General features: G+C 68.5%; 16 protein-coding genes and 2 pseudogenes. 9 read left to right on the forward strand and 9 right to left on the reverse strand.

The genetic code is table 11. The annotated features are described in order from the left end of the window. Positions 1 to 150: 150 nt before the first annotated feature. Positions 151 to 697: pseudogene (locus OG953_RS05350) on the reverse strand (extracellular solute-binding protein); the annotation flags it as partial. Positions 698 to 1,005: 308 nt separating this feature from the next. On the opposite strand from OG953_RS05350, the gene OG953_RS05355 reads away from it, so the two are divergent. Then, positions 1,006 to 1,221 (forward strand): dodecin, encoded by a 216-nt coding sequence (locus OG953_RS05355; RefSeq protein WP_266355349.1) that lies wholly within the window; start codon positions 1,006 to 1,008, stop codon positions 1,219 to 1,221. 52 nt (positions 1,222 to 1,273) lie between these two features. On the opposite strand, the gene OG953_RS05360 is transcribed toward OG953_RS05355, so the two are convergent. Further along, a complete protein-coding gene (locus OG953_RS05360; RefSeq protein ID WP_405682774.1) occupies positions 1,274 to 1,762 on the reverse strand; it encodes a hypothetical protein in 489 nt (162 codons plus the stop codon). 12 nt (positions 1,763 to 1,774) lie between these two features. Further along, positions 1,775 to 2,854 (reverse strand): hypothetical protein, encoded by a 1,080-nt coding sequence (locus tag OG953_RS05365; RefSeq protein ID WP_405682776.1) that lies wholly within the window; start codon positions 2,852 to 2,854, stop codon positions 1,775 to 1,777. 244 nt (positions 2,855 to 3,098) lie between these two features. Here OG953_RS05365 and OG953_RS05370 point away from each other — a divergent pair, with 244 nt between their 5' ends. Further along, positions 3,099 to 4,490, forward strand: coding sequence for a polysaccharide pyruvyl transferase family protein (locus tag OG953_RS05370; RefSeq protein ID WP_405682777.1), 1,392 nt, complete (start codon positions 3,099 to 3,101; stop codon positions 4,488 to 4,490). A 204-nt stretch (positions 4,491 to 4,694) separates the two neighbouring features. Continuing rightward, entirely contained in the window at positions 4,695 to 7,118 is a 2,424-nt protein-coding gene (locus OG953_RS05375) for an ABC transporter (RefSeq protein ID WP_405682778.1), read from the forward strand. 88 nt (positions 7,119 to 7,206) lie between these two features. Here the strand turns inward: OG953_RS05375 and OG953_RS05380 are convergent, their stop codons facing one another. The 3 genes from OG953_RS05380 to OG953_RS05390 are packed head-to-tail and all read right to left on the reverse strand — an operon-like array spanning position 7,207 to position 10,572. Next, entirely contained in the window at positions 7,207 to 7,953 is a 747-nt protein-coding gene (locus OG953_RS05380; RefSeq protein WP_405682779.1) for a succinate dehydrogenase/fumarate reductase iron-sulfur subunit, read from the reverse strand. Further along, positions 7,950 to 9,899 (reverse strand): fumarate reductase/succinate dehydrogenase flavoprotein subunit, encoded by a 1,950-nt coding sequence (locus tag OG953_RS05385; RefSeq protein ID WP_405682781.1) that lies wholly within the window; start codon positions 9,897 to 9,899, stop codon positions 7,950 to 7,952. The genes OG953_RS05380 and OG953_RS05385 overlap by 4 nt, the downstream gene beginning before the upstream one ends. 1 nt (position 9,900) lies before the next feature. Further along, a complete protein-coding gene (locus tag OG953_RS05390; RefSeq protein ID WP_405691653.1) occupies positions 9,901 to 10,572 on the reverse strand; it encodes a succinate dehydrogenase in 672 nt (223 codons plus the stop codon). A 131-nt stretch (positions 10,573 to 10,703) separates the two neighbouring features. Here OG953_RS05390 and OG953_RS05395 point away from each other — a divergent pair, with 131 nt between their 5' ends. Continuing rightward, on the forward strand, positions 10,704 to 11,594 hold the full coding sequence (locus tag OG953_RS05395) for a LysR family transcriptional regulator (protein WP_405682783.1): 891 nt from the start codon (positions 10,704 to 10,706) through the stop codon (positions 11,592 to 11,594). Positions 11,595 to 11,727: 133 nt separating this feature from the next. Here the strand turns inward: OG953_RS05395 and OG953_RS05400 are convergent, their stop codons facing one another. From OG953_RS05400 to OG953_RS05410, 3 genes and pseudogenes are all read right to left on the reverse strand, one after another. Next, positions 11,728 to 13,902: a putative bifunctional diguanylate cyclase/phosphodiesterase gene (locus tag OG953_RS05400; RefSeq protein WP_405682784.1), complete on the reverse strand. Its 2,175-nt coding sequence runs from the start codon at positions 13,900 to 13,902 to the stop codon at positions 11,728 to 11,730. Further along, positions 13,899 to 14,717 carry an SAM-dependent methyltransferase gene (locus tag OG953_RS05405; protein ID WP_405682785.1) on the reverse strand — a complete coding sequence of 273 codons (819 nt, stop codon included), beginning with the start codon at positions 14,715 to 14,717 and terminating at the stop codon, positions 13,899 to 13,901. Before OG953_RS05405 ends, OG953_RS05400 begins: the two co-directional genes overlap by 4 nt. Before the next feature lie 202 nt (positions 14,718 to 14,919). Further along, positions 14,920 to 15,512, reverse strand: a pseudogene (locus OG953_RS05410) (hypothetical protein). A 572-nt stretch (positions 15,513 to 16,084) separates the two neighbouring features. Here OG953_RS05410 and OG953_RS05415 point away from each other — a divergent pair. From OG953_RS05415 to OG953_RS05435, 5 genes are all read left to right on the forward strand, one after another. Beyond that, positions 16,085 to 16,216: a hypothetical protein gene (locus tag OG953_RS05415; protein WP_376036430.1), complete on the forward strand. Its 132-nt coding sequence runs from the start codon at positions 16,085 to 16,087 to the stop codon at positions 16,214 to 16,216. Positions 16,217 to 16,231: 15 nt separating this feature from the next. After that, complete coding sequence (locus OG953_RS05420; protein WP_405682786.1) at positions 16,232 to 16,999, forward strand: hypothetical protein; 768 nt, start codon at positions 16,232 to 16,234, stop codon at positions 16,997 to 16,999. A gap of 175 nt (positions 17,000 to 17,174) precedes the next feature. Further along, entirely contained in the window at positions 17,175 to 17,708 is a 534-nt protein-coding gene (locus tag OG953_RS05425; protein ID WP_405682788.1) for a hypothetical protein, read from the forward strand. 409 nt (positions 17,709 to 18,117) lie between these two features. Next, positions 18,118 to 18,579 (forward strand): universal stress protein, encoded by a 462-nt coding sequence (locus OG953_RS05430; RefSeq protein ID WP_405682790.1) that lies wholly within the window; start codon positions 18,118 to 18,120, stop codon positions 18,577 to 18,579. Between the two features lie 109 nt (positions 18,580 to 18,688). Next, entirely contained in the window at positions 18,689 to 20,143 is a 1,455-nt protein-coding gene (locus tag OG953_RS05435; protein WP_405682791.1) for an amino acid permease, read from the forward strand. Positions 20,144 to 20,156 lie beyond the last annotated feature (13 nt).

Here is a 20,156-nt window from a genome sequence, read left to right on the forward strand (position 1 = left end):
CAAGGGCGGCCGCCGGACCTTCGCACTGCTGTGAGGGCCCGGCCCCTTACTTCTTCCGTGACCGGCTGGATTCGACATGACCGCATGGGGGAGCCGGGATGTGCGAAGGCTGAATCCCGGGTGTGTCCGAGCGGATCGGTGCTGGGTGTGTCAGCCGCCCGCGAGCTGGTCGGTGATCTTCTCCGAGGCGGTCCTCGCCTCTTCCTGCGGGTCGCCGCCCTGGAGGACGGCAGTCATGTACGGCTTGATCGGGTTGACGGCCTCGACATTCGCCCACTGTGGCGAGTTGGGCGTCGCACGCCCCTTCGTGGCGCCCTGGGCCATCGCCGCGGTGCCCTCCTGACCCACGATGACACGCGCGAGACCGGGCTTGTTGGGCACGTAGCTCATGGTTCTGGCGAGTTCTTCCTGCCACTTCCGGCCTGCCAGTGCCTTGATCACATCGATACCCGCGGTGCGCCGGCTCGCCTTCTCCGGAACGATCAGCGGACCCACCGGTGAAAACGGATCCGGGAGCCTTCGCGGTCCTGCCCGGGATCGGGAAGTAGCCCAGCTTTCCCTTGAGTTCGGGGTTCAGCTGCTCGATCTGCGCGGCGGCGCCGGGCACCGAGATGATCTGCGCGACATCGCCCTTGGCGAAGACCTTGGCCTGCGGGGGCCTTTCCTCGTCCGCTTCCTTGGGGCCGTCACCGAGCGCGGGACCTTTTTGCCGCTGGACGCCTCCGAGCCCGGGACAAGGCCGCATCCGCCCGGCGCAAAGGTGGAAACGAGTGCAACGGCTCCGACGAGTATGCGGCTCTTCACCAGGTTCACCTTCCGCGAAACGGCACGACGAAATCCAGAACCCGGTGTGGGGGACTGCGGGCGGCGCTCGCACGGGCGTGGCTGGATTTTGGTATGGACCATTGCTCTGGTCAAGTCCCGTCCATCACGCATTCCGCGCACCGACCTCTCGCGCACCCGGGCCGGGTAGGGCACCGTGGTAGGGACGAGAGGAGACATAAGATGTCGAATCACACCTATCGGGTCACGGAAATCGTGGGAACCTCTCACGAAGGCGTCGACGACGCCATCCGCAGAGGCATCGCAAGAGCTTCGGAGACGTTGCACAATCTCGATTGGTTCGAGATCACGCAGGTTCGCGGAGAGATCACGGACGGCCGGATCGAGCACTATCAGGTGGGTCTGAAAGTCGGTTTCCGACTCGACGAGACGAGCTGATCCGGCGCGACCGGATCAGGGCCGCGCCCCGGCCGGTTCCGCCACGCCGGAATCACGTACGGCCCTCACACTCCTGCGCGTCCTTGAGCGCGGGCGACACCTTCGCCCAGCGGGCCCGCACCACGGCGAAGCCGGCCTGCTCCGCCGCATCGCAGACGAGTTCGTCGTCATCGACCAGCATCCGCACCTCATGCTCCCGGCCCAGCCGCTTCAGGATCTCCAGCTTGGTGTGCCGGGCCGGCCTGCGGTCGTCGTTGCGTCGCATGTACAACCGCCCCTCGGGCAGGCCCTGTTCCGCCAGCCAGGCCACGGTGTCCCGGCGGCAGCGCTCGGGCCGCCCGGTGAGATACCTGATCTCGCATTCCTCGGCGCTGCTCAGTACCAGCCGTACCCCTTCGGGAAGCGGCGGGTCGTCGATGGCTGCGGAGAAGAAGCTGTTCCAGTCGCGCCGTCGCCCCTCCAGATAGCGCTGCCGGTGGCCGGTGTGCGCGAGCGTGCCGTCCAAGTCGAATACGGCCAGGGGCCGGTGGTCGCTTCTCACACCCCCAGCAAATCAGACGAGCGCAACCACCAGGAGCACCAGCACGACCACCCCGGCCACCGCTGCGGCGACCCGCAGGGACCGGCGCCGCGACCAGATCGGGAGGACCTCGGGACCATCACGTCCGGGGAAGACATAGAAGACGTGGTCGGGATCGTCGGGGATCGCGACCGTGGCCAACTGCAGTCGGACGATGTCGACGCGTCGGGCCACTTCACCCTGGAGCGGCGCGAGGGCCGATTCGACGGCCTCGATGTGGGCCGGATCCAGACCGTCGGGGAGCGGGTCGTCGGCCGAGGTCAGAGTGACGCGTTCCCACGCACCGACGCGTCCGGTCTGCTGCCGGACGCGCAGCGGCGGTGCCGGCTCCGGCAGTTTCAACGCGGTGCGCTCGGGTGCGTGTGCGACCGAGCCCCCGGTCCACAGGGTGACCAGGCCCGTACCGTTGCACGGGGTGTGCTCCGTCGACCTCTCGCCCGAACAGACCGGGCAGACCCTGAAGCCCGTGTCGTCGCACTGCGGACACTTCTTGGTACCCCATCCGCGACATTCCGGACAAGCGGTGCGGGGTTTGCGGCACTTCACACAGGTGGCCCGCCCGGCAGCGGACTTCTCCCGCGCCGACTCGGCCGTCGTGCGGTCCTTACGGCGTTCACCCGTGCCGTCGCACCAGGTGCACGGCTCGACACCCTTGCAGGCGGAGCACATCGGGCCGGTGTCACAGCGCAGCTTTCCCTTGGCCCGGCACCGCGAGCACGGCTGCCGTCCCTCGTCGCAGCCGCAGGGCACCGTTCTCACCGAGCCGCGAAGCACGAACTCCACCGTCCGCGAAACCGCCGGGTCCTTCGGCGGCTCGACCGGATGGTCGCGCAGATCGCCTTCGTACGTGGGCCGCCCCGACGTTTCGTGGGTGCCGGGCCTGACCTCCGGCCGCGTGGTACGGGTCTCCACGCACCGGACGATTCGCAGGTCGAGCATCGGGAGTTGAGCGATGTCGGCGCCGGTCCGCCGCAGCTGCGGCCCCTGTCCGGGCCGGCCGGTGTGCCGGGCGATCGCTTCGAGGATGTCGTCCTCGGACAGTGAGTCGGCCATGACGACGCTTCCACCTCCCCGGTAGGCGCGCCCGTGCGCAGGACGCAGCGTACGGGCGGGGCCGTCCGGCACTCAAGAGTGCGTCGCGAGGACCTCACGAGAACCGCCCCGAGGCGTCCGTTGCACAACCCCCCGCACCCACGCGCGCGCGGATGTGTGATCATGCCCCTACGTTCCACGCAGATCGCAAGTTGTACAGGATGCGCATGGAATCAAAAGCGTTTGTAAAGCTATATTCAGGTTTGTGGCATCCAACGTTAACCATGTGAAGCGAATACTCCTGCGTTCAGGGAAGAGCCCCTACGACGTCGTCCCTGTCGAGCGAGCTCTCCATGAGGACGTGTTCGCCACCAACTCAGGCAACCTGATCTTCAGCGACGCCGCTCACAAGATCCTGGAGACGCCACGTTCAAAGGTGGTGTCGAACGGCATCGCCACCAGGGTCGCCGATGCCGACCGGATCAACAGCGAGTACGACGTCTTCGTCATCCCGCTCGCCAACGCCTTCCGGCCGTCCTTCGAGCGCCAGCTGGAACGCCTGACCCAGCTGATCTCGAAACTGAAGATTCCGGTCGTGGTCCCGGGTGTGGGTGCCCAGACCGGAGTCAACTACTCCGCGGACCGGCTGAAGCCCATGCAGCCGACGGTCCACGCGTTCGTCTCGGCCGTGCTCGACCACAGCGCCTCCATCGGCGTGCGCGGGGAGTTCACCGAGCGGTATCTGCGGGACATGGGTTTCCGTGACGTGGACGTCATCGGCTGTCCCTCGATGTTCCTCAACGGCACCAGGCTCGACATCCGCAAAAGCGGCCGGGCGCTCGGGTCCGAGTCGCGGATCGCCGTCAACGGATCTCACGACGCCGTGCGGAAGCACAAGCTCGGGCGGATCATCAACCGCACCCACGCGCGCTACCCCCACCTCCGGTTCATCGGCCAGAACATCTCCGAAGCACGTCAGCTGCACTGGCGCGACCTGTCCCATCAGAACGCCTCGCTGACCGACATCCCCACCCACCCCGACCACCCCATGTACGGGGAGGACAAGGTCCGGGTCTACATCGACCCGGTCACCTGGATGGACGACCTGCGGGGTTTCGACTTCTCCTTCGGCTCCCGGATCCACGGCAACATCGCGGCGCTGCTGGCCGGAACGCCCGCCACCGTGCTCTGCGGCGACTCCCGGACACTGGAGCTGTGCCGCTACTTCGACATCCCGCACCGGATGCTCGCCAAGGTCCCCTTCGACCTCGACCCCGCCGACCTCTGCGCCGAGGCGGACTTCGGGCCGCTGATGCGCGGCCACCAGGAGCGGTTCGACCGGTTCATGAACTTCCTCGACAAGAACGGCCTGGAGAACACCTTCACCCACGGCGACGGCGGTGCGGCCTTCGAGGCACGGATGAGCACTCTGGCCTTCCCTCCGGGTATCCGCCCCTGGGTCGGAGCCGACGCCTCCACGATGGGAGCGCGACTCAACTGGCTCCAGTCCCAGCTGACGGACCTCACCGACCAGAACACCCAGCTCACGCGGAAGCTCGCGAAGAGCACCGCGGTGTCCGTCCAGCGCTCCACGTACCAGCGGGCCCGCAGCGTCGTGGGAAGGCCCATAAAGCGCGCCCTGCGTCCGTCGCGCTAGGACCTGTCCCAGCCTGATCCGAGGCCGGTCCGGCAGGGCCGGCCTCCGGTCGTCCGGGGCCCGGGAGATGGTCCGGCAGCCCTGCGCCGACCGGTCCCGTACCTACGGGCCCCGCCACGCCTGAGCCACTCCTGACGCCTAGAATCGGATTGTTTGTCCCCAGGCCGCCGGCCCTGCCCCGATCCGTACGGAGTCCCCGCGCACATGTCCACCCCCCACGATCCGTACGTCCGGGTGCGCGGCGCCCGTGAGCACAATCTCCAGGACGTCTCGGTCGACATCCCGCGCGACACACTCACCGTGTTCACCGGCGTCTCGGGCTCCGGAAAGTCCTCCCTCGCGTTCGGGACGATCTACGCCGAGGCGCAGCGCCGCTACTTCGAGTCCGTCGCCCCGTACGCCCGCCGGCTGATCCACCAGGTCGGTGCGCCCGCGGTCGGCGAGGTCACCGGGCTGCCGCCCGCCGTCTCGCTGGAGCAGCGCCGCTCGGCGCCCGGTGCCCGATCGTCCGTCGGGACGGTCACCACACTCTCGAACTCCCTGCGCATGCTGTTCTCGCGCGCCGGGGACTACCCGGCTGGTGCCGAACGGCTGGACTCCGACTCCTTCTCACCGAACACCGCCGCCGGGGCGTGTCCTGAGTGCCACGGTCTCGGCCGTATCCACCGCACCACCGAGGAACTGCTCGTACCCGACCCCTCGCTGCCGATCCGGGACGGTGCGATCGCCGCCTGGCCGGGGGCCTGGCAGGGCAAGAACCTACGCGATGTGCTGGACGCGCTGGGCTACGACATCGACCGACCGTGGCGCGAGCTCGACGCCGGGGACCGGGAGTGGATCCTGTTCACCGATGAGCAGCCGGTGGTGACGGTCCATCCGGTGCGGGATGCGGGGCGCATCCAACGCCCTTACCAGGGTACGTACATGAGTGCCCGTCGGTATGTGATGCACACCTTCGCGGACTCCAAGAGCCGCACTCTGCGGGCGAAGGCCGAGCGCTTCCTCACCAGCGCCCCCTGCCCGGTCTGCGGCGGCAGCCGGCTGCGTCCGGAGGCGATGGCCGTCACCTTCGCCGGCCGGTCGATCGCCGAACTCGCCGCGCTTCCGCTCACCTCGCTCGCCGAGGTGCTGCGCGCGGCGGGCGGTGGTGACACGGCGCGGGTGCTGACGGCGGATCTGCTCGCCCGGATCGAGACGGTCACCGAGCTCGGACTCGGCTATCTCAGCCTCGACCGTACGGCTCCGACACTGTCCTCCGGCGAGCTGCAACGGCTGCGGCTCGCCACCCAGTTGCGCTCCGGTCTGTTCGGTGTCGTCTATGTGCTGGACGAGCCGTCGGCCGGTCTGCACCCGGCGGACACCGAGTCGCTGCTGGGGGTGCTCGGCCGGCTGAAGGAGGCCGGGAACTCGGTCTTCGTCGTGGAGCATCAGATGGATGTGGTGCGCCGGGCGGATTGGCTGGTCGATGTGGGGCCGCTGGCCGGTGAGCACGGGGGCCGGGTGCTGCACAGCGGTCCCCCGGCCGGACTTGCGGAGGTGGCGGAGTCGGCGACCCGGCGTTTCCTCTTCGACGACGGGCCCGCTCCGGTGCGGGAGGTGCGTACGCCGTCGGGGTGGCTGAAGCTGAACGGGGTCGACCGCCACAACGTGCGGGGGGTGGACGCGGAGTTTCCGCTCGGGGTGTTCACGGCCGTCACCGGTGTCTCGGGGTCGGGGAAGTCGACCCTGGTCGGTCAGGTGCTGGCCGGTGTCCTCGCCGACCGGCAGGCCTCCGCCACCGCCGACCTCCCCACCGAGCGTCCCACGCCCGGGTGCGCGTCGGCGGAGGGACTGGAGGCGGTGGACCGTCTGGTGCAGGTCGACCAGAGGCCGATCGGCCGTACCCCTCGGTCCAATCTGGCCACGTACACCGGGCTCTTCGATGTCGTACGCAAGCTGTTCACCGAGACGGACACGGCGCGCGGGCGCGGCTACAAGGCCGGACGGTTCTCGTTCAACGTGGCGGGCGGGCGGTGCGAGACCTGCCAGGGCGAGGGGTTCATCTCCGTCGAACTGCTCTTCCTGCCCAGTACGTACGCGCCCTGCCCCGACTGTCACGGTGCCCGGTACAACCCTCAGACCCTGGAGGTCACCCTGCGCGGTCTCGACATCGCGCAGGTGCTGGACCTGACGGTGGAGTCGGCGGCCGGCTTCTTCGCCGGTACGCCCGCTGCCGAGCGCAGTCTGCGGACACTGCTCGACGTCGGGCTCGGCTATCTGCGGCTCGGTCAGCCCGCCACGGAGCTGTCGGGCGGTGAGGCCCAGCGGATCAAGCTCGCCGCCGAGCTCCAGCGCACCCGCCGGGGCCACACCATGTATCTGCTCGACGAGCCGACGACCGGGCTGCACCCTGCCGATGTAGAGGTGCTGATGCGGCAGTTGCACGGTCTGGTCGACGCGGGCAACACGGTTGTGGTCGTGGAGCACGACATGGCGGTGGTGGCGGGCGCCGACCGGGTGATCGACCTCGGTCCCGGCGGCGGCGACCGGGGCGGCCGGATCGTGGCAGCGGGACCACCCGCCGAGGTCGCGCGTGCGGAGGGCAGCCGTACGGCGGCGTACCTCAGGGCGTCCCTCCGTCTCGCCTGAGCATGGTGACCGTCTATCGGTCGGTCGGTCTTAGACTTCCTGGCCCCTGAGGTGGGCGGTCTCCGGGGCCAGGAACCCTGCCATGATCTCAGCGGTGCACCCTCCGGGTCGCCCGCAGCCACTCCTTGTTCATGGCCGAGATCGACGGCAGCGGAATGCCCTTCGGGCAGGCCGTGGCGCACTCCCCGGTGAGTGTGCAGCCGCCGAAGCCCTCGCTGTCCATCTGTCCGACCATGTCGAGCACCCGGGTCTCGCGCTCCGGGGCGCCCTGCGGCAGGACATTGAGGTGGTTGATCTTCGCCGACGTGAAGAGCATCGCCGAGCCGTTGGGGCAGGCCGCGACGCAGGCGCCGCAGCCGATGCACTCGGCGTGCTCGAAGGCGAAGTCGGCGTCCGGCTTGGGCACCGGTGTGGCGTGTGCCTCGGGGGCGGTGCCGGTCGGGGCGGAGATGTAGCCGCCCGCCTGGATGATCCGGTCGAAGGCCGAGCGGTCCACCACCAGGTCCTTGACGACCGGGAAGGCGGAGGCGCGCCACGGTTCGATGTCGATCGTGTCGCCGTCCTGAAAGGACCGCATGTGGAGCTGGCAGGTGGTGGTGCGCTCGGGGCCGTGGGCATCGCCGTTGATGACAAGGCTGCAGGCGCCGCAGATGCCTTCGCGGCAGTCGTGGTCGAAGGCGACGGGGTCGTCGCCGGCGAGGATGAGTTCCTCATTGAGGGTGTCGAGCATTTCCAGGAACGACATGTCCTGCGAGATGCCTTCCACTTCGTAGGTGGACATGGCGCCGGGGGCGTCGGCGTTCTTCTGGCGCCAGACGCGCAGGGTGAGCTTCATGCGTAGCTCCGCTGAGTGGGGTGGACGTACTCGAAGACGAGGTCTTCCTTGTGCAGGACGGGGGCGTCGCCGGTGGCCGTGAACTCCCAGGCGGCGGCGTACGAGAACTCCTCGTCCCGGCGGGCGGCTTCGCCGTCCGGGGTCTGTGACTCCTCGCGGAAGTGGCCGCCGCAGGACTCGGCGCGGTGCAGGGCGTCGAGGCACATGAGCTCGGCGAGCTCCAGATAGTCGACGACGCGGTTGGCCTTCTCCAGCGACTGGTTGAACTCCTCACCGATGCCGGGCACTTTGATGCGGCGCCAGAACTCGTCGCGGATCTGCGGGATCCGGTGGAGCGCCTTGCGTAGCCCCTCCTCGGTGCGGGCCATCCCGCAGTACTCCCACATGAGTTCACCGATCTCGCGGTGGAAGGAGTCGGGGGTGCGGTCGCCGTCGACGGAGAGCAGCAGGTTCAGCCGGTCCTCGGTGTCCGCGACGGCCTCTTCGACGGCCGGGTGTGAGGCGTCGACCTCGTCGTGGTGCGGGTTGCGGGCCAGGTAGTCGTTGATGGTCGACGGCAGGACGAAGTAGCCGTCGGCGAGGCCCTGCATCAGCGCCGAGGCGCCGAGCCGGTTGGCGCCGTGGTCGGAGAAGTTGGCCTCACCGATCGCGAAGAGGCCGGGGATGGTGGTCTGGAGGTCGTAGTCGACCCAGAGTCCGCCCATCGTGTAGTGCACGGCCGGGTAGATCCGCATCGGGGTCTCGTACGGGTTCTCCGCGGTGATCCGCGCGTACATGTCGAAGAGGTTGCCGTACTTCTCCTCGACCTTGGCCCTGCCCATCCGCTGGATGGCTTCGGCGAAGTCCAGGTAGACACCCTGTCCGCCGGGGCCGACGCCGCGGCCCTCGTCGCAGACGTTCTTCGCGGCGCGCGAGGCGATGTCACGCGGCACGAGGTTGCCGAAGGCCGGGTAGATGCGCTCCAGGTAGTAGTCGCGCTCGTCCTCGGGGATCTCGTTCGCGGGGCGGTTGTCGCCCTTGGCCTTCGGCACCCAGATCCGGCCGTCGTTGCGCAGCGACTCGCTCATCAGCGTCAGCTTGGACTGGTGGTCGCCGGTGCGCGGGATGCAGGTGGGGTGGATCTGGGTGAAGCAGGGGTTGGCGAAGTACGCGCCGCGGCGGTGGGCGCGCCAGATGGCGGTCGCGTTGGAGTTCATGGCGTTCGTCGACAGGTAGAAGACGTTGCCGTAGCCGCCGCTGGCCAGCACGACCGCGTCGGCGAAGTAGGTGTCGATCTTCCCGGTGACCAGGTCGCGGGCGACAATGCCGCGGGCCTTGCCGTCGACGATGATCAGGTCGAGCATCTCGGTGCGGGCGTGCAGTTCGACGTTGCCGGCGGCGATCTGCCGGGACAGTGCCTGGTAGGCGCCGAGAAGGAGCTGCTGCCCGGTCTGGCCGCGGGCGTAGAAGGTGCGGGAGACCTGGACGCCGCCGAAGGAGCGGTTGTCGAGGAGGCCGCCGTACTCGCGGGCGAAGGGGACGCCCTGGGCGACACACTGGTCGATGATCTCCACGGAGATCTGTGCGAGCCGGTGGACATTGGACTCGCGGGCGCGGAAGTCGCCGCCCTTGACGGTGTCGTAGAAGAGCCGGTGGATCGAGTCGCCGTCGTTGCGGTAGTTCTTCGCGGCGTTGATGCCGCCCTGGGCGGCGACGGAGTGGGCGCGGCGGGGCGAGTCCTGGAAGCAGAACTGGACGACGTGGTAGCCCTGTTCGGCCAGCGTCGCCCCGGCCGAGCCGCCGGCGAGGCCGGTGCCGACGACGATGACGGTGTGCTTGCGGCGGTTGGCCGGGTTGACCAGCTTCGCCTGGAAACGGCGGGTGTCCCAGCGTTCGGCGACGGGGCCTTCGGGGGCCTTGGTGTCGACGACGGGCGCGCCCGTCTCGTAGTGCGAGTAGTCGGTCATGTCAGCTCACGACTCCGGTCATTACGGCGACGGGTACGGAGATGAAGCCCACCGTCAGCACCAGTGCGAGGACGTTGGCGATGGTCTTGAGGGCACGGTCACGGGTCGCGTTACCCGCGCCGAGGGTCTGGGCGGCGCTCCAGAAGCCGTGCCGGACGTGCAGTCCGAGGGCGAGCATGGCGACGATGTAGATGGTGTTGCCGTACCAGGTGGAGAAGGTGTCGATGACGTTCTGGTACGGGTGCCCGGACTGGAATCCGCCGGAGTGCACGGTGCCCGTCGTCAGGTCGAGGATGTGCCAGACGATGAACAGGGCGAGGATGATCCCGCCCCAGCGCATGGTGCGGGTGGCGTAGCTCGTCCGGGGCTTCTTGTGGACGTACTTGCTGGGCCGTGCCTTGATGTCGCGGCGGCTCAGCTGGTACGCGGAGGTGGCGTGCAGCACCACGGCGACGACGAGCACGACGCGGACGATCCACAGGGCCCACTCGTAGTGCAGGAAGGGCTCGCCCATGGTCCGCAGCCAGTGCGCGTAATGGTTGAACTCGTCGGATCCGAAGAAGATCTTCAGGTTGCCGATCATATGGACAACCAAGTAGAGGAGCATGATCAGGCCACTCACGGCCATGATCGCCTTCTTGCCGACGGACGAGTCCCAGAGCGTACGCGTCATGGACGGCCGTCGGTCCGTCCGTGTTGCCAATGCCATGGACACGACGCTAGGGCCGAAAGGCCCCATCAGTCCAAGACATGGAGCGGCTCATCTTCATAGGCTCGGACTATCGTGCCCGTTATGCTGAGTGTATGCAATTCCAGCAGCTGACGTACTTCGTGGCCGTGGCCGAGGCCCGTCACTTCACCCGCGCCGCTGAGGAGGTGCATGTTTCACAGCCCTCGCTCTCCCAGCAGATCAGAGCGCTGGAGAACGAGCTGGGGGCGGAGCTGTTCAGCCGGGCCCGCGGCAACATCACCCTCACCGACGCGGGCGAGGCCCTGCTGCCACTCGCCCGGCGCATCCTCGCGGACGCCGACACCGCACGCCACGAGGTGCAGGAGCTGGCTCAGCTGCGCCGGGGCCGGGTCCGGCTCGGCGCCACGCCCAGCCTCTGCACGGGCCTGCTCCCCGACGTACTGCGCGCCTTCCACGACCGGCATCCGGGAATCCAGCTGCTGCTGGAGGAGGGCGGCTCGCTCGACCTCGTACGGGAGCTGGCGCGCGGAGCGCTCGATCTGGCCCTGATCGTGCTGCCGCTGCCCGCGGCGTCCCCCGCGCTCACCACGGTCGAGCTGCTCCAGGAGGATCTGGTCGTGGTGTCGTCGGCACAGGCGCCGCGGCCCGGCCGGGGCGGGAGCGTTCGGATCGCCGACCTGCAGGAGGAATCCCTTGTGATGTTTCGGCACGGCTACGACCTGCGCGAACTGACGGTCGCCGCCTGCCGGGCGGAGGGCTTCGAGCCGTCGTTCACGGTGGAGGGCGGGGAGATGGACGCGGTGCTCGGCTTCGTCCGGGCGGGACTCGGGATCGCTGTGGTACCCAGCATGGTCGCCGTCCGGACCGGCCACGACCTGCGGACCACACCGCTGGCCGGCCCGGGCCTGCGGCGCACGATCGCGCTCGCGCACCGCAGCGATGTGGCACCACCGCGCGCGGCGCGCGAGCTGCAGAAGGTCGTACTCGCAGCCGGACGGGCCTGAGTCGACCCCGGGCCGCCGGTTACGCGACCTACGGCCGCGCTTCGTTCTCAATCGCCGGACGGGCCCCAATTGCCGGTCGGTCTGAGGACGAGACGTCGACCGGACGGCCTCGGCGCCTTCACTCCCCGCCCCCTCACACCGCGTCGGCCAGCAACAGTGAGTGGATCCGGTCGGGCGCACCGGGGCGGGCGTAGTACCACCCCTGGGCCGTGTCGCACCCCAGCTCCCGCAGCTGCTCCGCCTGGGCCCCGGTCTCCACGCCCTCCACCGTGACCGCGAGGTCCAGGCTGTGCGCCAGCGAGACAATTCCCTCGACGATCTTCAGATCGACCGGATCCGCCGGATGCTGCTGCATGCCCTGCGTGAAGGAACGGTCCAGCTTGAGGACGCTCACCGGAAGCCTGCGCAGGTTCGCCAGGTTCGAGTACCCGGTGCCGAAGTCGTCGAGTGCTATGTCGACGCCCATTTCCGCCAGTTGCCGCAGCGGCTTCAGCAGATCGTCGTCCGCTCCGATGAGCGCGGACTCGGTGACCTCCAGGCACAGGGCCCCGGGTTCGAGCCCCGACCGCTCCAGCACGTCGACCGTCTCGGCGACCAGCCGTGGATGGTGCAACTGGGTCGGCGAGAGGTTGACATTTATCCGCAGCGGACCGCCGTCGGTGTGCCGCTCCTGCCAGAAGTGGGCCTGCCGCACGGACTCCTCCAGCACCCAGCGGCCGAGCGGCACGATCAGCCCGGTGTGCTCGGCGAGCGGGATGAACCGGTCGGGACCCAGCACCCCGTGCTGCGGGTGGCACCAGCGCACCAGTGCCTCCGCACCGTGCACCGTGCCGTCGCCGAGGTGTACGAGGGGCTGGTACTCGATGAAGAACTCACCGCGCTCCAGGGCGGCGGGCAGCGCGGTGGTCAGCCCGTGCCGGGTGATGGCACGGGCATCCGCCTCGGCGTCGGCGAGCTCGAAGCGGTTGCCGCCCGCCGACTTGGCCCGGTACATCGTGATGTCGGCGCTGCGCAGTACCTCGGCGGCGCTGCGTTCGCCGGCCGGCCCTTCGACGACCCCGATGGACCCTCGTACGGTCAGCTCACGGCCCTCCAGCCGGATCGGGGTTCCAAGCACGCCGAGGATGCGGCAGGCCAGCTCGTCGACCTCTGTCCGGGTGTCGGGGCCGGTGGTCAGGGCCACGAACTCGTCGCCGCCGAGCCGAGCCACCATCTCGCCGGGCGCGGTCGCACAGCTCTGCAGCCGGTCGGCCACCTCGACCAGCAGCCGGTCCCCCGACGCGTGGCCGAGGCTGTCATTGATCGCCTTGAAGCCGTCGAGGTCCAGGTAGCACAGGCCGAAGCGGCTGCCGTCGTCGGCGGAGAGCGCCTTCTCCAGCCGTTCGAAGAACAGCGTCCGGTTGGGCAGGCCGGTGAGCGCGTCATGCGTGGCCTCGTACCGCAGCCGCAGGTTGAGCAGCCGGCGCTCCGTGGTGTCCTCCATCAGCGCCAGCTGATACTCCGGCCTGCCCTCGGAGTCGCGCAGCAGTGACACCGTCAGATTGGTCCACAGCACGGTGCCGTCGTTGCGGTAGTACGGCTTTTCGACCCGGTAGTGCTCGCGTTCGCCACGTACCAGCTCGTTGTAGTACTTCCACACCTGGGGCGAGTCCTCGGGGTGGACCCACTCGTTGACCTTGTAGCTGCGCACATGGTGTTCGAGCCCGCCGAACATCCGGGTGAGCGTGTCGTTGACCTCCAGCACATTGCCGTCCAGGTCGGCGATCCCGATGCCGATGGCCGCGTCCTTGAAGACGGCGCGGAAGCGTGCCTCGGTGGCGTGCAGAGCCTGCTCGGCATCCGTGCGAGCGGTGAGCGCCGAGCGGGCGATGGCCTCCTGTTCGGCGAGGGTCCGCTCGCGCAGCGCCTGGGTGAAGCCGCCGGCGAGGGCATGCTGTATCCGGGCGCAGCGGGCTCTGCTGTCCTCGGTCGACATCGCCGTCGCGCCGTTGCTTCCGCAGTAGAGCACCAGGTACGAGTCGATGACACCGAGCGTGCTGCTGAGTGCGTCCGGGTCCGTGCAGTGCGCGGCCACGAGGGCGACGCCCACCTCGCTCGCGGGCGCCGCGTCGAAGGGCCGCGCGTGCAGGATGTCGCTGAGCACGCGGGCCAGCGGCAGCAGATGCTGTTCGAACTCCGTGCGCGTCATGGAGGTGGCCGTCGACGGAAAGATGGCCCGGCTCCAGATCGTGGCGAATCTCCGGAGCCGGTCCTCGGGCCCGTCGGGCTCCGTGTCGGGCGTTCCGGATGATTGGGCGGGAATGCTCACGCCTTGCGTCCCACCCCTGCGAAGCCCGAGAAGGCAAATGGGTCCTCGTGCTCCACCGCATGGGGGGTGTCGGGGCGCCAGTTCGGCATCGACACGAGTCCGGGCTCGACCATCTCGTGTCCCTCGAAGAAGCGGGCGATCTCTTCGCGCGACCGCATGACCAGGGGGTTGCGGATGTTGTTGTAGACGCCGACCGCGCCGCCCGCCTCCTCCTGGGTGAGCGGGATCCCCTCGTACGAGGCGTGGGTGATGACGATGAGGCTGCCGGGGGCGAGTCCCTCGCGCAGTTCGGCGACCGCGGTGTGCGGGTCGTCGGAGTCCTCGATGAAGTGGAGTACGGCGACGAGCAGCAGAGCCACCGGTCGGTCCAGGTCGAGCAGTTCGGAGATCTCCGGGCTCTTCACGATCTCCTGCGGGCGCCGCAGATCCGCGGCGGCGATCACCGCCCGGTCGTTTCCTTCGAGTACGGCCCGGCTGTGCGCGACCGCAACAGGGTCGTGGTCGACATAAGCCACCCGGGCCTCGGGGTCGGCCGCCAGGGCGACTTCGTGCACATTCCCGAAAGTCGGTATTCCGGAACCGATGTCCAGAAACTGGGTGATGCCCTCGCTCACCGCATATCGCACGGCTCTGCGCATGAAGGCGCGATTCGCCTGCATGATCTTGGGGAGTCCCGGCATGAACTCCATGGCCTTGCGAGCCGCTTCCCGGTCCACCTCGAAATTGTGCGATCCGCCCAGATAGAAGTCGTACATGCGGGACACGCTCGGCACCGAAATGTCTATGCCTTGCGGTGCCCAGGCGGGACGCTCCATCGATGTCTCCAACAAGTCGCCACGGCGATCCGGCCATGTTCATGGTCAGTGTTGACCAGAGGCTACTGATCGACCGCCAGGAGAGCGAGCGGAAACGGAAATTAGCCGTCCGTTATTGGTCACACACCAGTGGCATGTGCAACCGGTCCGTCGCTGCGTGTGACATCCGACGACGGACCGGCCCCGGAGAGGCACTGGCGTGCTACTTGGGGGTGCCCACCAGTTTACGTCGGGGGACACCGCGTACCATGTACCCCCGACGCCCTGGCCGTTGGCGCCTCCGGGCTCCACATCGCCGGAGAAGGTATGGACCGGCCAGCAGTCGATGGCTTGTCGCTTGATTCCGTCAGGTCGATTGAAGGTGACAAAACCCTTGGTCGTGACGCCTTTGACGCCTTTCTTTGCCAATGGGGCGACGACCGGCCACTTCGAGAGGCAGGCACCTGTGCAGGCCGACTTCATCGGCCACGCGACGTCCTTCTTGAACCGATAGACCGTCATGCCGCGCTTGTCCACGATGATGTCCCCGAGTTTCGGATCTCTGCGAACCGAAAACCCCGCGAGTTCGACCGGTTCGACGTCGGCCGGGCTGTCGGCGTTCACCGCGGCCTTCTTGCCGTCGGAGCCGTAGCCGCTGTCCGATCCGTAGCCACTTCCCGTCTTCCATCCGGCCGGGTCGGCGTTGCCCACGTTCTGCCCGTTGGGGGTCTCGGTTCCCTCTTCCTGACCGCATGCCGTCAGCGCCAACAGGGCCGCCGCCGCCACTGCGAGCGAGGCGTTCCACCAGGTGTTCATGTCAACTCCCGCTCATACAAAGAGAGTTGTGACGCTTCTTCGCGTCATCCATGGCCTTGGGTACGGGCGGCCCCTCCTTGTTCAACGCGTTCACAGAATTTCCCTGAGCCGCAAACACCCGGCGCCACATGTCCCCACCATCAGGGGAATCCGGTCCGCCCCCGGCGTGCGCCGCGACCGGCCGGAACATGCTCCCCGTCGTGTACGGATCACTCATAGGACGACTCACGGCAGCCGTCGCACTTCTCTGGCTGCTGACCGCCCCGGCACCCGCGGCGGCGGACAGCTGCGCGTACGCCTCCATCGGGGAGGGCGGCGGGAGTTCGGCGGTCGTCGTGTCGGGCAACGGTCACTGTCACGCGGGCCCGACACCCAAGCCGACTCCGCCGCCCGCACCTCCACCCCCGCCCCCGCCCCCGCTTCCTCCACCTCCGCCTCCACCTCCGCCTCCGCCTCCACCGCCCCCTCCCCCACCACCGCCCCCCGCACCACCACGACCGGAGCCGGAGCCCGTGCAACCGCCTCCTTCACCCTCACCCTCAGTACGCCCCACGCACCCCGCGCCCCGGCCCGTGGCGCTCCCCGCCTACCGCAAGCCGCCGCGCAAGGTCCCGCGGCGCGGCACCTCCCTGGTCACCCTCACCCTGCTGATCACGGCCCCCGCGGTGTTCGCCGTCGCCGTGCTGCGTCCCCGCTCCCGATGACCTCCGGAGGAACCCATGTCGGAATGGCTTGTTCTCACCCTCGCCATGGTCGCGGCGAGCGCCGTCGTCCTGACCATCGCCGTACTCAACAACCGCCGGATCGGAGACGATGACGACCCGTCCGAGACCCCTGACGTCATCGAGTACATGACGATGATGATCGGCGTGGTCTACGCGATCGTGCTGGGCCTCGCCATCGCGGGCGTCTGGGAGGGCCGCAGCGCCGCCCAGGAGTACGTACGCCAGGAGGCCCAGGCCCTGCACGAGGTGAACGTCCGCTCCGCCGTCTACCCGGCCGAGGTGCGTACGCGCATCCGCGCCGATGTCGACTCCTACGTCCGGCACGTCGTCCACGACGAGTGGCGGACGATGACCGAACACGGCTCTCTCACCGACGAGGGGACCCGGCTCCTCGGCAAAGTGCGCACCGATGTCACCGACTACCGCCCGAGGAACGATCACGAGGGCCAGGCATATCAGCCACTGGTCGATCAGGTCGCCGCAGCCGACGACGCACGCAGCGCACGCGGACAGAGTGCCGGTGCGACCATGCCGGGCGTGGTCTGGTTCGGCCTGATCATCGGGGCACTGGTGACCGTCGGGCTGATCTTCACGCTGCAGATCCGCAGAACCTTCCGTGAACTGCTGCTGGCCGGCCTCTTCAGCGTCCTGATCGCCTTTCTCCTCTTCCTGATCTGGGACTTCGACTCCCCCTTCGGCCGGGGCATTTCGGCCACCGCGGCGCCGTTCCTCGATCTGTTCCCCGGCGCGGCGGGCGGATAGCGGTCCGCCGAAATGCCGACGGTGCGCCGCTCGGGGGAAACAGGTGCCCCGGGCGGCGCACTCCGATCGCGAGCAAAATGCGCAACTTCTAGCGTTTGGCGCGTCGAGGTGCATTTCTGACGCCATGTGGAAATCCGTTCCGCAACTGCTCCTCGGGGACCCGGAGGATTGACCCATGCGCGCAATAGGTGCCGCACCCGTCGCCCTGCTCGGCGCCGCCGCTCTCGCCCTGACCGCTCCGGCTGCAACCGCATGCGCCGCGATGTCGGGAGGCGCGTCCTCCGCGACCGGATACACCGTCACTCCGTCGGTGATCGCGCCGGGGAGCCAGGTCATCCTGGCCGCCCGGGGGTGCTCTACAACCGCCACAGCCGGCTCCGGAGTGTTCGACACAGTCACCATTCCCAGGGGTGCGGCCGTCGCGGCCACGGTCGACTGGGACGCAGAACCTGGGGTCGCCCACGAGGTGACGTTCATCTGTAATACGTCACCCGGCTCCACGGCGAAGGCCGGACTCACGGTCCGTGCGGCCTCCGACGCACCCGCCACGAGTACCCCGGTCTCGCCGGCCGGTGTACAGGGCGGACTCGGCGGCAGCGTCGACAGGATGAACGCCGCGGAGATCACCGCCGGAACGGCGCTGGCGGTGGTCACGGCCACTGGCACCATCTATGTCGTACGTGAGCGCAAGGAGAGCCGCCCGCACTGAGAGCAGGGCAGTGCGGCCCGATACGCCCGTCGCCCCGAGTCCTCTTGCAGGACTCGGGGCGACGGGCGTATCGGGCCGGCATCACCCGTTCGCCCTTCACTGATCGCCGCCCGGCCGTCCCGCGCTTAGCGTTCCAAGCGTCGCGACGAAGGGAGAATCATGGGCCGGGACAACTGGCGCGTCGAACGGACCAGACACTCGCCGTGGGGCGCCCTTGCCCTGGTGCTGCTCACCGGTCTGGCATTGATGCAGAACGGCGCGGACTTCTCCCTGGGCCCTCCCCGGCCGGCCGCCGCCACGTCGGTAGGCCTCCATCGGGCAGTCCCAGAAGTACCCAACGGCGGTCCTCTCCGGGACGTTGCCGCAGCCCGGGCCGGGGTCGGTGCCGGGACCGGATAGCCTCACTGCCGTGACAGACCGACAGCCCCACCAGTTCGAACGTGGCACAGACGGCCCGAGAGTCATCGTCGCAGGCCTCGACGGGTCCGATTCCTCCATGCATGCCGCGGCGTACGCGGCGGGACTCGCCCGTCGTCAGGGGGCCATGCTCGCCCTCGTCTATGTCCAGCCCGTGCTGCCCGCGGGGGCCGCGCTCGGTGCACCGGTCACCGATACGACCGGAGAGGTCGCGGAGGGGCTGGTGAACGAAATCCGCGAGGCGACGGAGCGGATGAAGGACATATGGGATGTGCGCTGGGAGTTCCACACCTTCCGCGGTGATCCCTACAACGGGCTCGTCACAGCGGCGGACGAGCTGAAGGCCGATGCCGTCGTGGTCGGGGCGTCTGAGTCGGCCGGGCACCGGTTCATCGGATCGGTGGCGATCCGGCTGGTGAAGGCGGGCCGTTGGCCCGTCACGGTGGTGCCGTAACCGTCGCGGAATCCTCGCCTCAGTCGGACGGCACGCCGTCTGTCGCACCGGACTCACCTGGGCCATCATGAGCGCCCGTCAGGGACAGCCGTCAGCGGAGAGGTGACTCATGGCAAAGCTCCGAGTGGGCGAGGGTGTACTGCGCCGCAAGCCGATCGAGCAGATCGACGAGAAGCGGCCGGCGGGGGACGCCACCACTCAGCTCACCAGAACGCTCGGGTTGTGGCAGCTCACAGCGATCGGCGTGGGCGGCATCATCGGCGCGGGTATCTTCACCCTCGCCGGCACGGTGGCGAACGGCACCGCCGGGCCCGCGGTCCTGATCTCCTTCCTGATCGCGGGTGTGGCGAGCGCGGCGGCCGCTTTCAGCTACGCGGAGTTCGCCGGCCTGATTCCGAAGGCCGGCTCCGCCTACACCTACGGATACGCGGTACTCGGCGAGCTGGTGGGCTGGTTCATCGGCTGGGACCTGCTGCTGGAGTACACGGCGATCGTGGCCGTGGTCGCGATCGGCATCTCCGGCTACTTCAGCTTTCTGCTCGGGGAGATGGGGCTCGAACTGCCGAAGTGGATGCTCGGCGCGCCCGGCACCGGGTCGGGCCATCGGGTCGACCTGTTCGCCGCGCTGCTCTGCCTGCTCGTGGCGTACCTTCTGACCCTCGGCATCAAGAACGCGGCCCGCTTTGAAACGGTCGTGGTGGTCCTGAAGGTCCTGGTCGTCCTGCTGGTCATCGGCGTCGGCGTGTTCCACATCAACACCGCCAACTACAACCCGTTCTTCCCGTTCGGGGTGAGCGGTGCCTTCACCGGTGCGGCCACGGTGTTCTTCGCGGTGTTCGGGTACGACGCCATGTCGACGGCGGCCGAGGAGTCCAAGGACGCCCAACGGCACATGCCGAAGGCGATCCTGTACTCCCTCGGGATCTCCATGGTGCTCTATGTGGCGGCTTGTCTGGTGCTGACGGGGATGCAGAGCTACAAGGACATCGACCCGGAGTCCGGATTCTCCACGGCCTTCAAGTCGGTGGGGCTCAGCGGACTCGCCGATGTGATCGCGGTGGGCGCGATCATCGGCATCCTCACGGTGATGTTCACCTTCATGCTCGGCGTGACCCGGGTGTGGTTCTCGATGAGCCGCGACGGGCTGCTGCCGAAGTGGTTCGCCAAGACCCACCCGACCCGGCACGTACCGACCCGGGTGACCTGGATCGTCGGCGCGGCCTCGGCCGTGATCGCCGGGTTCCTGCCGATCGGCGAGGCTGCCGAGCTGACGAACATCGGCATTCTGCTGGCGTTCGTGGTGGTGTGCGTCGCGGTGATCGTTCTGCGTTACAAGCAGCCCGATCTGCCGCGTACGTTCCGCACGCCCGGCATGCCGTTCGTACCGGCCCTGGGTGTGGTGTTCTCGATCTGGCTGATCACCTTTCTGCAGTGGCAGACGTGGGTACGGTTCGCGGTGTGGTTCCTGATCGGTCTGGTGATCTATTTCGGTTACTCGTACCGGAAGTCGGAGATGGCCAAGACACCGGAGACGGGTACGGGGGCGGGTACAGGTACGGGTTGATCCATCGCCTGTG

Source organism: Streptomyces sp. NBC_00057 (assembly GCF_045041165.1).
Classification (GTDB): domain Bacteria; phylum Actinomycetota; class Actinomycetes; order Streptomycetales; family Streptomycetaceae; genus Streptomyces.